Raw genomic sequence first — 15528 nt, 5'->3', positions numbered from 1 at the left:
CCTTTTTGAGGTATGCGAGAAGCTTCTCGTCTTCACTCATGGCGGCTCCCTATGACCCCAGCTCATCGATGAACCTGAAAACGTCCTCCGCGCTCGCGTCGTCGCCCAACCTCTCGTCCACACTGGATGGTGCCCCGAGGCGACTTGCCAGGTCGGCGAACCTGGCGGCGAGTTCGGCACGCAGCGCCGCATCGGCCTCGATGCCGGGCAACGCGGACTCGATGCGGTCGAGTTCGGCGAAGACCGACGGCGTTACCTCGGGCTGCTCCGGCAGCAGCTCGCCCCGGATGTACTCCGAGAGCGCCTGCGGATCCGGGTAATCAAAGATCATCATCGCGCTCAGCCGCAGCCCGACCGCCTTGTGCAGCCGGTCCCGCAGCTCGACCGCCATCAGCGAGTCGAAGCCCAGCTCCTTGAACGCGCGGTCGGCGGCGACGGCGTCGGCCGAAGCGTGGCCCAGCACCGCGGCGGCCTGCGCGCGCACCATGTCCAGCAGCTCCCGCGCCTGCTCGGACTTGGGCAGCCCGGCCAGGTGCTTGGCGAAGTCGAACGCGTCCGGCGCCGGCTCCGGCTGCGCGGCCTCGGCCTGCATCGCCTTCACCGCGGGCAGTTCGTCGAGCATCGGCCGCGCCCGGCCCGCGGTGAACCCGGGAACGAAGCGCTCCCAGTTCATGTCCGCGACGGCAAGGCACGTGTCGTTGTTGTCCAGGGCCACCTTCAGCGAGGTCACCGCCAGTTCCGGCGACATGGGCACGAGTCCGCGCCGGGCCAGGTGCTCCTCGACGCCCTCGCCGCGGATCATGCCGTCGTCGGCCCACGGGCCCCACGCGATCGACATGGCGGCCTGGCCCCGCGCCCGCCGCCGCTCCGCGAGGGAGTCGAGGAAGGCGTTGGCCGCGGCGTACCCGCCCTGCCCACCGCTGCCCCACACCGCGGCGACGGAGGAGAACAGCACGAAGGCGTCCAGGTCGCGGTCGGCGAACAGCTCGTCGAGGTGCGCAGCGCCGATCACCTTGCCCGAAGCCACTTCCGCGACCTCGTCGAGCGAAGTCTCGGCGAGCGGCGCGAACCGCACCACGCCCGCCGTGTGGAAGACCGAGCGGATCGGCCCGTCCTTCTCCACCTCGGCGATGAGGTCCGCGAGCTGCTGCTTGTCGGAGGTGTCACAGGCCGCCACGGTCACCCAGGCACCGAGAGCTTCCAGCTCCGCGACCAGCTCGGCGGCACCGGGGGCGTCGGGACCGCGACGGCTGGTCAGCACCAACCTCTCCGCGCCACTGCGCGCCAGCCACCGCGCGACGTGCCCGGCGAGCCCGCCGGTGCCGCCGGTGATCAGAATCGTGCCCCACGGAAGGAACTCCGCTCCAGTGGGCTTGTCGCTGTCCGCGTGCACCAAGCGCTGGGCGAAGGTGCCCGAGGGACGGATCGCCAGCTGGTCGTCGTCGGTCGGCGCGGACAGGGCGCACGCGAAGCGGTAGAGCGCACGCTCGTCCAGCTCCTGCGGCAGGTCGATCAGTGCCCCCAGGCGCTGCGGCTGCTCAAGGCCGAGCACCCGCCCGAGGCCCCACAGGGTCGTCTGCGCCGGGTTGATCGCCCCGTCCTCATCACCGGTGACGACCGCGCCGGAGGTGGCCAGCCAGAGCCGGGCCTTGGCGTCCATGTCGTGCATCGCCTGCACGACACCGATCGTCGCCGCGAGCCCGACCGACATCGCCGGGTGCTCCGGGTGCGGACGCTCGTCCAGTCCCAGCAACGACAACACGCCACTGACCGGCTCGCTCGCCGTGGCCTCCTTGAGCTTCACCGCGGCCAGCTCGCGGTCGGCCTCCGCCGCGCCGATCTCCACAGTGGACACTCGGGCGCCGAAGGTCTCCAGCGCCTTCACCGCGGCCGAGACCGCGTGGCCGCCGATACCGGGCTCCGGGGTCAGCACCACCCAGGCGCCGGGGAGAGCGGGCTCGTGCACCTCCGGCTGGGCCCGCCACACCGCGCGGTACCGCCAGGACTCCACAGTGGACCGATCCTGGTTGCGGCGACGCCAGGACGACAGCGCGGGCAGCAGGTCGGCCAGCGGTTGGTCTGCGTCGATGTCCATGAAGGACCGCAGCGCGCCGGCGTCGCCGTTGTCCACGATCTCCCAGAACTCCGCGTCGGTCGAGCCCGCGGCGAGGGAGACCTCTTCCTTCGGCGGCTGGTACCAGAACCGCTCGTGCTGGAAGGCGTAGGTCGGCAGCTCCGTCCACTTCGCCCCGGTGCCCGCGAAGAACTTCTCCCAGTCCAGCTCGGCACCACGCCCGTACAGCTCGGTCACACCGATGATCAGCGTCTGCTCCTCGGGCCGGTTCCGACGCATCGAAGCAGCGACCACAGCCTTCTCGCCGGTCAGGCAGTCCCGCGCCGCCGCGGTGAGAATCGCATCGGGCCCCAGCTCCAGGAAACGGGTGACCCCGCGCTTCTCCAGGAGCCGCACCGCGTCGAGGAAGCGCACCTCGTTGCGGACGTGGGTGACCCAGTACTCGGGGTCGTTCAACCCGGCGATCTCACCGGTCACCGTGGAGACGATCGGAATCGTCGGCTCCCCGAACTCCAGGCCGGTGACCAGTTCGCGGAACTCCGCGATCATCGGCTCCATCAACGGGGAGTGGAACGCGTGGGAGACGGTGAGCCGCTTGGACTTCGCTCCGCTGGTCTCGGCGACCGCGAGCACCGACTCCTCGGCCCCGGCGATCACCGTCGAGCGCGGGCCGTTGATCGCGGCCACGCCGACGTCGTCCCGTCCCGCCAGCAGCGGCAGCACATCGGCCTCCGCGGCCTGGAGCGAGACCATCGCCCCGCCCGTCGGCAGCGCCTGCATCAGCCTGCCTCGCGCGGTGACCAGCTTCGCCGCGTCCGCCAGCGACAGCACGCCGGCGACGTGCGCCGCGGCGATCTCGCCGATGGAGTGCCCGGCCAGGAAGTCCGGGGTCAGCCCCCACTCGGAGACCAGGCGGAACAGCGCGACCTCGACGGCGAACAGCGCGGGCTGGGTGAACTCGGTCCGGCCCAGCTCATCGGAGTCCAGCACGTCCGCGAGCGGCTTCGCCATGTGCTTGTCCAGCTCCGCCGCGACCTCGTCGAAAGCCCTGGCGTAGAACGGGAAAGCGTTGTACAGGGCGCGTCCCATACCGGCCCGCTGCGCGCCCTGTCCGGTGAACAGGAAGGCCGTCTTGCCCTCGTTCACCACACCGAAGTCGCCATCGCCCTCGGCCAGCGCGGTGAGCGCGTTCAGCAGCTCGTCCCGCTCGGCGCCGACGATCGTGGCCCGGTACTCGAAGGCCGTCCGCGTGGTGGCCAGCGAGTAGGCCAGGTCCAGCAGCGAACCCTCTTCGGCGCGCTCCCGGAGCCGCGCGGCCTGCGCCCGCAACGCCTTCTCCGACCGCGCCGACAGGGTCCACGGCAGCGCCGGGAGCTCCCGCTCCACCGCCGGGGGAACCTCGTCGATCTCCGGAGCCTGCTCGATGATCGCGTGGGCGTTGGTACCGCTGATGCCGAACGCGGAGATGCCCGCGAGGCGCGGACCGTCGCGCTCCGGCCACTCCACAGCCTCGGTCAGCAGCGACACCTCGCCCGCCGACCAGTCCACGTGGGTGGACGGGACCTCGGCGTTGAGCGTCTTCGGCATGATGCCGTGCTGCATCGCGAGCACGAGCTTGATCACCCCGGCGACGCCGGACGCGGCCTGGGTGTGGCCGATGTTCGACTTCAGCGCGCCCAGCCGCACCGGGCGGTCCCGGTCCTGGCCGTAGGTGGCGATCAGCGCCTGCGCCTCGATCGGGTCGCCCAGCACGGTCCCGGTGCCGTGCGCCTCGATCAGGTCCACTTCGGACGGTGAGACACCCGCGTTGGCCAGCGCCTGCCGGATGACGCGCTGCTGCGAGGGGCCGTTCGGCGCGGCGAGGCCGTTGGACGCGCCGTCCTGGTTGACCGCCGAGCCCCGCACCACCGCGAGCACCTTGTGCCCACGGGCACGCGCGTCGGAAAGCCGCTCCAGCAACAACATTCCCGCGCCCTCGGACCAGCTCGTGCCGTCCGCGCTGTCGGAGAACGCCTTCACCCGGCCGTCCTTGGCCAGACCCCGCTGCCGGGAGAACTCGACGAACAGGCTGGGCATGGACATCACGGTCACGCCACCGGCGAGCGCGAGATCGCACTCGCCCTGCCGCAGCGCCTGGCACGCGAGGTGGATCGCGACCAGCGAGGACGAGCACGCGGTGTCGAGGGTGATCGACGGGCCTTCGGTGCCGAGGATGTAGGAGATCCGGCCGGACACCACGCTCGCCGCCTTGCCGGTGAGCAGGTAGCCCTCCAGGTCGGCGGGCATCTTCGTCAGGTGCCCGGCGTAGTCCTGGCCGTTGGTGCCGACGTAGACGCCGACCTGCTCGCCGCTGACCGAGGACGGGGCGACGCCGCCGCGCTCAAGGGCTTCCCACGCGGTCTCCAGCAGCACCCGCTGCTGCGGGTCCATCGCCAGCGCCTCGCGCGGGCTGATCCCGAAGAACGCCGGGTCGAACTCGCCCGCGTCGTAGAGGAATCCGCCGATCCGCGAGTAGGTCTTGCCGTGGCTGTCCGGGTTCGGGTCGTACAGGTCCTCGTCCCAGCCGCGGTCGGTGGGCAGCAGGCCCATCGCGTCGCGGCCGTCGGTCAGCATCTCCCACAGCTGCTCCGGAGTGCGGACCCCGCCGGGGAGACGGCAGCTCATCGACACGATCGCGATCGGGTCGTCGTCCTGGACCACCCTGGTGACCGTCGCGGGCGCGGCGGAGGACTTCCGGTCGCCCAGGGCCTGGCTGCGCAGGAACTCCGCGAGCACGGCGGGCGTCGGGTAGTCGAACAGCAACGTGGTCGGCAGCTTCAGCCCGGATGCCTCGCTGAGCCGGTTGCGCAGCTCCACGGCGGTCAGCGAGTCGAAGCCGACGTCCTTGAAGGCCCGCTTGGGCTCCAGTGCGTCCGGGTCCGGGTGCGCGATGACCGCGGCGGCCTGCGTGCGCACCAGGTCGAGCACGGCGCGGTCCTGGTCGGCGGGCGACAGTCCGGCGAGGCGGTCGGCCAGCGCGGAACCGCCCTCGGCGGGCTTGCTGATCGCCGTCGCGGCGTTGCGCCGCTGCGGCACCTTCACCAGGCCCCGCATCAGCGGCGACAGCGCCGGGTCGCTGATCCTGTTGCGCAGCGTCGCGGTGTCCAGCCGGACCGGCAACAGCGCCGCGTCCTCGGCCCCGACCGCCGCGTCGAACAGCGACAGACCTTCTTCGGAGGCGAGGGGAACGACCCCGGAGCGGGCCATCCGCTGCACGTCGGCGTCGGTCAGGTGGTCGCTCATCCCGCTGCGCTGGGCCCAGAAACCCCAGCCGAGCGAGACGCCGGAGAGGCCGTTTGCCCGACGGTGGGTTGCCAGAGCGTCGAGGAAGGCGTTGGCCGCCGCGTAGTTCGCCTGCCCCGGGTTGCCGAAGGAGGCGACCATCGAGGAGTACAGCGCGAACAGCGGCAGGTCCAGGTCCTTGGTCAGCTCGTGCAGGTTCATCGCCGCGTCGACCTTGGGCCGCAGCACCGTGTCCACCCGCTGCGGGGTGAGCGCGGCCAGGATGCCGTCGTCCAGCACACCCGCGGTGTGCACGACACCGGTCAGCGGGTGCTCCGGGTAGATCGAGTCCAGCAGCACCTCGACCGCGCCCCGGTCGGCGGCGTCGCACGCGGCGAAGCGGACCGTGGCACCGAGTTCGGCCAGCTCCAGCGCGAGTTCGACCGCGCCCTCGGCCAGCAAACCGCTGCGGCTGGCCATGAGCAGGTGCTTGACGCCGTGCTCGGTGACGAGGTGACTGGCCAGCAGGCCCGCCAGCACACCGGTCGCACCGGTGATGAGGACGGTGCCCTCGGGGTCGAGGTCCAGCTTCTGCGGCTTCGCCTCGACGCGGGAAAGCCTCGGCGCGAGGAGCTTTCCGCCGCGCAGGGCGAGCTGTGGCTCGTGCACGGCCATGACGCGGCGCAGTGCCTGCCGGGATTCCGCGGTACTCGTGCTGGCAGTGTTTTCCAGGTCGACGATCACGACACGGCCGGGGTTCTCCGACTGCGCGGACCGCACGAGACCCCACAGGGCACCCGCCGCGAGGTCGGTGACGTCGGCGCCGACCTCGGTGGCCATGGCGCCCTTGGTGACCAGCAGCAGGCCCGAGTTCTCGAAGCGCTCGTCCGCGAGCCAGTGCTGCAACAGCTCCAGCGCGCGGTAGGTGACGGTGCGCACCGCCGTGGGCAGATCGCCCTCGTCCAGCGGGTCCGGGCCGAACTGGACGACCACCACGTCCGGCACGTCGCCGCCCGCGTCGATCAACAGCTGCAGGTCGTCCAGAGTGGACGGACGGCCGCTGGTGCCGAGCACCGCGTCCAGGCCGAAGCAGTCCGCCCCGAGCCGCGTCCAGCGACCACCGGCGGGCTCCGACGGCAGCGCGACCGGCTGCCAGGAGGTCCGGAACAGCGCGTCGTCGGCGGGCGAACCGGCGGTGCGCAGGAGGTCGATGTCCAACGCGTCGAAGCTGACCGTGCGCGCGGTGATCACCGGCATTCCAGTCGGATTCGCCACGGTCATCGCGTAGCTGCGTTCGCCGGTCGGCACGAGCCGCACGCGCAGCGCGGTCGCGGCGTTGGCGTGCACGACAACGCCCTGCCAGCCCATCGCGAGCATCGGCTCACCCGGATCGGCGGGCATGTTCACCCCGGCCGCGTGCAGCGCGGCCCCCAGAAGCGCCGGGTGGAGCACGAACTCGGCGGCGTCGGCGTGGTGCTCGGCGTCGATGGCGACCTCGGCGAAGACCTCCTCGCCGCGCCGCCACACCTTCCGCAGGCCCTGGAGCGCGGGGCCGCAGCCCAGCCCGCGCGAGGTCAGGTCGGCGTAGATCCCGCTGACGTCAACGGGGCTCGCGTCCTCCGGCGGCCACGCGGAGAGGTCGAAATCGGCCTGCTCGGCGCCCGTCGCCACGACACCCGTCGCGTGCTGGGTCCACTGCTGGTCGTCGACCTCCACCTCGGTGTCCGGCCGGGAGAAGATGCTGATGCGACGGCGACCCGAGTCGTCGGAGCCGCCCAGCACGACCTGCACCATGCGCGCGCAGGAGGGCTGGACGACCAGCGGGTGGTCCAGCGTGAGCTCTTCGACCTCGTCGCAGCCGAGCAGATCTCCCGCTGCGACGGCGAACTCCATCAGCAACGACGGCGGAGCGACGACCAGGCCCGCGACCTGGTGATCGGCCAGCCACGGCTCTTCGCGGAGGGAAAGCCGCCCGGTGAACAGGTACCCACCGTCGACCGGCAACGCGGTTCCGGTGCCCAGCAACGGGTGTGCGGTGCCGCTGAGGCCCGCCGCGCCGAGGTCCCCTGCGGCCTGCTCGACCTCGAGCCAGTAGCGCTGACGCTGGAAGGGGTAGGTCGGCAGGTCGATGGTCGGCCCGGTGCCGAAGAGCTCGCTCCACGACACGGTCACACCGCGCGCGTAGGCGTCGGCCAGCGAGAGCATCAACCGCGACCGGTCGCCCTCCTCGCGGCGCAGGGTGCCGACGGTGATCGCGTCGGTTCCGGTGTCCTCGATGGTCTCCTGCATCGCCATGGCCAGCATGGGATGCGGGCTCACCTCGATGAAGGCGGTGTGACCGGAGGCGAGCAGTGCCCGCGTCGCCGCCTCGAACTCCACCGACTCGCGGATGTTGCGGTACCAGTAGTCGGTGTCCAGTTCCTCGCCCGGCAGCACGTCGCCGGTGACCGTGGAGTAGAAGGGAATGCTGTTCTTGAGCGGTTCGACGCCCTCAAGGTCCGCGTAGAGCTGCTCCCGCAACGCGTCCACCTGCGGTGAGTGGCCCGCGGTGTCCACGCCGGGGACCCTGCGGCACTTCACCCCGAGTTTGGTCAGCTCCGCGGCCAGCGCCTCAAGGGCCTCGACGGCACCGGAGATCGTCGCCGAGCTGTGGCTGTTCACCGCGGCGACGCCCAGGACGTCGCCCCACGGCTCGAGGTGCGGACGGATCTCCTCGGCGGGCAGCAGCACGGAGAGCATGCCGCCCTTGCCGCTGAGCCGGGACCACGCCTGGCTGCGGCGGGCGATGATGCGGCACGCCTCGTCGAGGGTGAGCGCACCCGCGATGTACGCGGCGGCGACCTCGCCCTGGGAGTGCCCGACCACGGCGGCGGGATGGACGCCGTGCGCCCGCCACAGCTGCGCGAGGCCGGTCATCATCGCGAACAGCACCGGCTGGATGACGTCGATGCGCTCAAGCGACGGGGCGCCGTCCTTCTTGAGCAGAACGTCCACGACGGACCAGTCGATGTAGGACCGCAGCGCCTCGTCGCACGCGAGCACCTGGTCGCGGAAAGGCGGGAAGTGCTCCCACAGCTCCAACGCCATGTCCGGCCACTGCGAGCCCTGACCCGGGAACACGAACACGACCTTGCGGCCGTCCACACCGTTGCCCTGGGTGATGTTGGCCGCGGGTTCACCGTTGACCAGCGCGTCCAGCCCGCACAACAGCTCGACGCGGTCCTGGGCGACCACCGCGGCGCGCTGGTCGAAGGAGGTGCGGGTGGTGGCCAGCGACCGGGCGAAGCCCGGGAGGTCCAGCTCCGGCTGAGCGTCCACAAAGGACCAGAGCTGGTCGGCCTGCGCCTTCAGCGCCGCTTCCGACTTGCCGGAGAGCACGAACGGGACCGGCCCGTCGATCTGCTCGGCCTTCTCACCGAGCGACGAGGAAGGCGCTACAGCGTCTTGCGGGACACCCGCACCCGGTCGGCTCCAACGTGCAGGAACAGCATCGCACGCCGGAGCCTCCTCGATGATCGCGTGCGCGTTGGTCCCGCTGATGCCGAAGGAAGAGATGGCCGCGCGGCGAGGGCGGTCGCTCTGCCACGGCTGCGCCTCGGTCAACAGCTTCACCGCGCCTGCAGACCAGTCCACATGCGACGTCGGCTCGGTCACGTGCAACGTCTTCGGCAACGTGTTGTGCCGCAACGCCATCACCATCTTGATGATGCCGCCGACCCCGGCCGCCGCCTGCGTGTGCCCGGTGTTGGACTTGAGAGAGCCCAGCCACACCGGCGTCTCGCGATCCCTGCCGTAAGTCGCGATGAGCGCGTTGGCCTCGATCGGGTCACCGAGCTTCGTGCCCGTGCCGTGCGCCTCGACGGCGTCGATGTCGCCGGGGTTGAGGCCCGCGTTGGCCAGCGCCTGGCGGATGACCCGCTCCTGAGCGAGGCCGTTCGGCGCGGTGAGCCCATTTGAGGCGCCGTCCTGGTTCATCGCGCTGCCGCGGATGACCGCGAGCACCTGGTGCCCGTTGCGCTGCGCGTCGGACAGCTTCTCCAGCACCAGCATGCCCGCGCCCTCGGCCCAGCCCGTGCCGTCCGCGTCGGCGGAGAACGCGCGGCACCGGCCGGTCGGCGACAACGCGCGCTGGCGGGTCAGCTCGATGAAGATGCCGGGGTTCGGCATGACCGTGACACCACCGGCCAGCGCCAGCGTGCACTCGCCGTTGCGCAGCGACTGCACCGCCATGTGCACTGCCACCAAGGAGGACGAGCACGCAGTGTCCACGGTGACCGCTGGGCCTTCGAGCCCGAGGGTGTAAGCGATGCGGCCGGACGCGACGCTCGTGGTGGTTCCGGTGAGCAGGTAGCCCTCGACGCCTTCGCCCGCCTCGTACATCCGGGGGCCGTAGTCCTGCGGCATCGCGCCGACGAACACACCCGCCCGGGTACCGCGCAGTTCCTTCGGCGTCAGGCCCGCGCGCTCAAGGGACTCCCACGCGGTCTCCATGAGCACCCGCTGCTGCGGGTCCATGGCCATGGCCTCGCGGGCGGAGATGCCGAAGAACGTCGGGTCGAACTCGTGGGCCTGCCGCAGGAAACCGCCCTCGCGGACGTAGCTCTTGCCGGGCTTGTCCGGGTCCGGGTCGTAGATCGCGTCGATGTCCCACCCGCGCTCGGCGGGGAACTCCCCGATCAGGTCGCGACCGTTGGCCAGGACCTCCCACAGCTGCTCCGGCGAGTTCACGTCACCCGGGAAGCGGCAGCCCATCGCCACGATCGCGATCGGCTCGCTGTCGTCCCTGCTGCCCGTTTCGACGGCCTTCTCTTCGGCCCGACCCAGGAACTCGTCGAGGGTGTGCTCGGAGAGCCGCCTCGGCGTGGGGTAGTTGAACAGCAGCGAGCTGGGCAGGTTCAGCCCGGTTGCGGTGGAAAGCCGGTCGCGCAGCTCGACGGCGGTCAGCGAGTCGAAGCCGAGATCCTTGAACGGCAGGTCCGGGTCGACCGCGGCGAGGTCGGAGTACCCGAGCACGGACGCCACCAGGGCCCGCACCATGTCCAACGAGATCCGCCGCTGGTCGTCCTCCTCAAGGACTTCGGCGAGCTTCTGCCACAGGATCGGCAGCTCTTCGGTCTCCTGCTCAGTCGCGTCTTCCGCGACGACGGCCGTGCCGGAGGCGACGGCGGCGTCGAGCCAGCAGCGCTGCCGCTGGAAGGCGTAGGTCGGCAGCGCGACGCGACGGGCTCCGGTGGCGGAGAAGAAGGACTTCCAGTCCACCTTGACACCGTTGGCGTGCAAGGAAACCAAGGCGCTCAACGCGGCTTCGTCCTCGGCACGGTCCTTGCGCAGCAACGGAACGAGCGTGATGCCGTCCTTGGTGCTCAAGGACTCCTTGGCCGCCGCGGTCAGCACACCGTGCGGGCCGAGTTCGAGGTATCGCGTGACCCCGTTCTCTTCGAGGCAGCGAACGCTGTCGTAGAAGCGCACGGTGCCGCGCACATGCTCCACCCAGTAGTCGGCGGAGTACTGCTCGACCTCGTTCCCCGACACGATGGGGATCGTCGGCGCCGAGTACGTCAACGAGGCGGCGATCTCGCGGAACTCGTCGAGCATCGGATCCATCAGTGGCGAGTGGAACGCGTGGGACACCGTGAGGCGCTTGGACTTCACGCCGCTCGCGGCGGCGACCGCGAGCACGGCCTCCTCGTCACCGGCGATGACCGTCGACTGCGGACCGTTCAGGGCCGCGATGCTCACCTTGTCGTTGAGCAGCGGCAGGATGTCCGCTTCGCTCGCCTGGAGCGACACCATCGCGCCACCGGTCGGCAGCGCCTGCATCAACCGGCCGCGCGCGGTGACCAGCTTGACCGCATCCGTCAAGGAGAGGACGCCGGCGACGCGGGCCGCCGCGATCTCGCCGATGGAGTGCCCGGACAGGTAGTCCGGCCGCAGCCCCCAGCTTTCCGCGAGGCGGAACAGCGCGACCTCGATCGCGAACAACGCGGGCTGGGTGTACTGCGTCTGGTCGAGTTCCCCGCCATCAGCGATGATCTCGTCCAGCGACATGTCGAACGCCGCGATGATCTCGTCGAACGCCTCTGCGAAGACCGGGAATGCGGCGTGCAGCTCACGGCCCATGCCGACGCGCTGAGCACCCTGCCCGGTGAACAGGAACGCGGTCTTGCCCTCGCTGACGCGTCCTTCGACCACGGCCGAGTGCGGCATCCCCTCCGCGAACGCGCGCAGCCCGCTGATCAGCTCGTCGCGGTCCCGGCCGACGATGCCGACGCGGTGGGTCAGCGCGGCGCGGGTCGTGGCGAGCGAGTTCGCGATGTCCAGGTGATCAGCCTTGTCCACAGTGGACAGCAGTCGGGACGCCTGTGCTCGCAGGGCCTGCGGCGACTTGGCCGACAGCAGCCAGGGCAGGACGCTCGGCGCGGTGCCGGGCTGCTCCGCTTCCCGCTGCGGCGCCTCGGTGAGCACGATGTGGCAGTTGGTGCCGCCCATGCCGAACGAGGAGACACCCGCGACGATCCGCTCACCCGGCCAGTGCCCGAGCTCGGTCTGCACGCGGAGGTTCAGCGCGTCCAGGTCGATGTCGGGGTTGGGCGTCTCGAAGTTCAAGCTCGGCGGCAGTTCACGGTTGCGCACGGCCAGCGCGGCCTTGATGAGACCCGTGATGCCCGCGGCGCCTTCGAGGTGACCGACGTTGGTCTTGGCGGAGCCGACCCGGAGCGGAGCGTCCGGCGACCGGGCCGCACCGAGCACGGTGCCGAGGGCTCCGGCCTCGACCGGGTCACCGACCCGGGTTCCCGTGCCGTGCAGCTCGACGTACTGGACCGAGGCCGGATCGACGCCCGCGCGCCGATAAGCGGCTCGCAGAAGCTCTTCCTGGCCCGCCCGGTCCGGCGTGGTCAGCGTGTCGCCGCCACCGTCGTTGTTGACCGCGCCACCGGCGATGACGCAGTAGACGGGGTCGCCGTCCGCCAGCGCCTTGTACAACGGCTTCAGGACAACGACGCCGCCACCCTCACCTCGGACGTAGCCGTTCGCGCGCGCGTCGAAGGTGTAGCAACGGCCATCCGGGGACAACGCGCCGAACGCGGCGGCACCGAGCGTGCTCTCCGCCGCCAGGTTCAGGGCGACGCCCCCGGCCAATGCGATGTCGGCGTCCCCGGTGCGGATGCTCTCGCACGCCATGTGCACGGCGACCAGCGAGGATGACTGTCCACTGTCGACAACCATGCTCGGCCCGCGCAGGCCCAGCAGGTAGGACACGCGGTTGGCGATCATGCCGCGGTTGAGCCCGGTCAGCGTGTGCTGCCCGACCGCGGCACCCGCGCGGTGCAGCAGCGTCGCGTAGTCATCGCCGATCGCGCCGACGAAGACACCGGCGCGCTGCCCGGCCAGCGAGTCGGCGGGAAGCCCTGCGTCCTCCAGGGCTTCCCAGCTCAGCTCCAGCGCCAGCCGCTGCTGCGGGTCCATCGCCGCGGCCTCGCGCGGGGAGATGCCGAAGAAGGCCGGGTCGAACCTGTCGACCTCGGCCAGGCGGCCGGCCCGTGCCGGTCCGTGCCCCGCGGGTGTCTCGGTGATCGCCTCGGTTCCCGAGCGCAGCAGCTCCCAGAAAGCGCCGGGATCCCCCGCCCGCGGCAGTCTGCAGGCGATCCCGACGATGGCGATGCCCGATCCCGCAAGCCGATCTTCGGAAGCGATACCGCCACCGGTCCGGTTCTGGTCCTTCTCGCCTTCAGCCACCATCGCCCCTAGTCCCCACATACTCGGTTGATCGAGAAGGAGAACAACCTCGGTGTTGTCCCGCCCTACGCCCTAAAGCGAGACCTGCATCAAGAAAACTGATTGCCCTGTCGTTCTTGTACACGGTTGTGCGTTCACGCGCGGTTGAGTCCGAAACTAACTGCCGCCCCACCCCTAGCAACAACCCCTAACGTTCCGCCTGAGAGGCGATCGACATAGGCCCCGACAAGGGAAAAGGTTCTGCGGGCGATCGACCGGACGGTGGACGCCACCAGGGCTGACAAGCCGCCGTTCGGCGTAACCCCGAGCCCTCCGCGAATTGCTCGGCTATACGGCGATTCACCCCCTCCGAAACAGGTGTTTCACGACTTCACGCCGGGCGTGAAAATGCGCCACCGCACCGGCCTCGAGCTGAAAAATCAGGTCAAGTACCCACCCCTGACCCTTCCGGTACGGCCCCTTAATTCCTGGATGGCCCTGGCTCAGGGAGCGCGGGCCGACATAGCTTGGCCGCGGGGCCTGGAGCTGACGGGCAGCCGGTCCCGGGAGGAGCCCAGGCGTGAAGGGAATCGTGCTGGCGGGCGGGTCGGGTACCCGGCTGCACCCGGTGACGCTGTCGGTGTCCAAACAGCTGCTGCCGGTCTACGACAAGCCGATGATCTACTACCCGCTGTCCGTGCTGATGCTGTCCGGTATCCGGGACATCCTGCTCATCTCCACCCCGCAGGACCTGCCGCTGTTCCAGCGGTTGCTCGGTGACGGCGGGCAGCTCGGGCTGAACATCACCTACGCGGAGCAGGCCGAGCCGCGCGGGCTGGCCGACGCGTTCGTCATCGGCGCCGACCACGTCGGCGACGACACGGCCGCGCTGATCCTCGGCGACAACATCTTCCACGGCCAGCGGTTCTCCGAGATCCTCGAAGTCACCGCCAAGGACGTCAAGGGCTGCGTGCTCTTCGGCTACCCGGTGCAGGACCCGCACCGCTACGGCGTCGGCGAGACCGACGGCGAGGGCAGGCTGATCTCCATCGAGGAGAAGCCGGAGAACCCGCGCTCCAACCGCGCGATCACCGGGTTGTACTTCTACGACAACGACGTGGTGGACATCGCCAAGAACATCCGGCCCTCCGCGCGCGGCGAGCTGGAGATCACCGACGTGAACCGGGTCTACCTGGAGCGCGGTGACGCCCGGCTGATCGACCTCGGCCGGGGGTTCGCGTGGCTGGACACCGGAACCCACGACTCGCTGCTGCAGGCCGGGCAGTACCTGGCGACGCTGGAGAACCGGCAGGGCGTGCGCATCGCGTGCCTCGAGGAGATCGCGCTGCGCATGGGTTTCATCGACGCCGACGCCTGCTACGCGCTCGGCGAGAAGCTGGCCAAGACCGGCTACGGCCGCTACATCATGGACGTGGCGAAGGAATTCCGTTCCTAGAAGGGTTTGCAGCGTGCGCATCCTGGTCACCGGTGGAGCGGGTTTCATCGGCTCGCACTTCGTCCGCGAGCTGCTCGGCGGCCGCTACCCCGCGCTCTCCGGCGCCGAGGTCGTCGTGCTGGACAAGCTGACCTACGCGGGCAACCTGGCCAACCTCACCCCGGTCGCCGACCGGCCGGAGCTGCGCTTCGTGCGCGGCGACATCTGCGACGCGGAGCTGGTGCGCTCGCTGATGGCCGGGGTGGACCTGGTCGTGCACTTCGCCGCGGAGTCCCATGTGGACAGATCGATCACCGGATCGGCGGAGTTCATCCGCACCAACGTCCTCGGCACGCAGACCCTGTTGCAGGGCGCGCTGGAGGCGGCGGTCGGCAAGTTCGTGCACGTGTCCACCGACGAGGTCTACGGCTCGATCGAGTCCGGCTCCTGGCCGGAAGAGCACCCGCTGCTGCCGAACTCGCCGTACTCCGCGTCGAAGGCGTCCTCGGACCTGCTCGTCCGCTCCTACCACCGCACGCACGGCCTGCACACGTGCATCACCCGCTGCTCCAACAACTACGGGCCGTACCAGTTCCCGGAGAAGGTCATCCCGCTGTTCGTCACGAACCTGCTGGAGGGCATCAAGGTCCCCCTCTACGGGGACGGCCGCAACGTCCGCGACTGGCTGCACGTCGACGACCACTGCCGGGGCATCGCGCTGGTGGCCGACCGCGGCCGCGCGGGCGAGGTCTACAACCTCGGCGGCGGAACGGAGCTGAGCAACCGCGAGCTGACCGAGAAGCTGCTGGAGCTGATGGGCGCCGACTGGTCGATGGTGCGCACCGTCGCCGACCGCAAGGGCCACGACCTCCGGTACTCGGTGGACATCAGCAAGGCCGCGAGCGAACTGGGCTACGCCCCGCTGAAGGACTTCGCCACCGGCATCGCCGAGACCGCCGCCTGGTACCGGGACAACCGCGACTGGTGGGCCCCGCTGCGCGACGGCGCCGCCCTGCCCACCGGCTGAAAATGCGTTTTCGAT

Annotated in this window: 3 protein-coding genes; 2 read left to right on the top strand and 1 reads right to left on the bottom strand. The window is 70.4% G+C overall.

Annotated elements, in window-relative coordinates; genetic code table 11:
* Positions 1-49: 49 nt before the first annotated feature.
* On the bottom strand, positions 50-13075 hold the full coding sequence (locus BLT28_RS34025; RefSeq protein ID WP_081899925.1) for a type I polyketide synthase: 13026 nt from the start codon (positions 13073-13075) through the stop codon (positions 50-52).
* 556 nt (positions 13076-13631) lie between these two features.
* On the opposite strand from BLT28_RS34025, the gene rfbA reads away from it, so the two are divergent.
* On the top strand, positions 13632-14507 hold the full coding sequence (gene rfbA, locus BLT28_RS34020; protein ID WP_030426554.1) for a glucose-1-phosphate thymidylyltransferase RfbA: 876 nt from the start codon (positions 13632-13634) through the stop codon (positions 14505-14507).
* Between the two features lie 13 nt (positions 14508-14520).
* Positions 14521-15513 carry a dTDP-glucose 4,6-dehydratase gene (rfbB, locus tag BLT28_RS34015; RefSeq protein WP_030426555.1) on the top strand — a complete coding sequence of 331 codons (993 nt, stop codon included), beginning with the start codon at positions 14521-14523 and terminating at the stop codon, positions 15511-15513.
* Positions 15514-15528: the final 15 nt, after the last annotated feature.

The organism is Allokutzneria albata (assembly GCF_900103775.1).
Taxonomy (GTDB): domain Bacteria; phylum Actinomycetota; class Actinomycetes; order Mycobacteriales; family Pseudonocardiaceae; genus Allokutzneria; species Allokutzneria albata.
The sequence above is the reverse complement of the archived record's forward strand: the minus strand, read 5'-3'. Positions and strand labels throughout refer to the sequence as shown.

Coding starts and splice junctions, on each gene's coding strand:
- BLT28_RS34025 (WP_081899925.1), bottom strand. CDS start 13,075: ATGGTGGCTGAAGGCGAGAAGGACCAGAACCGGACCGGTGGCGGTATC.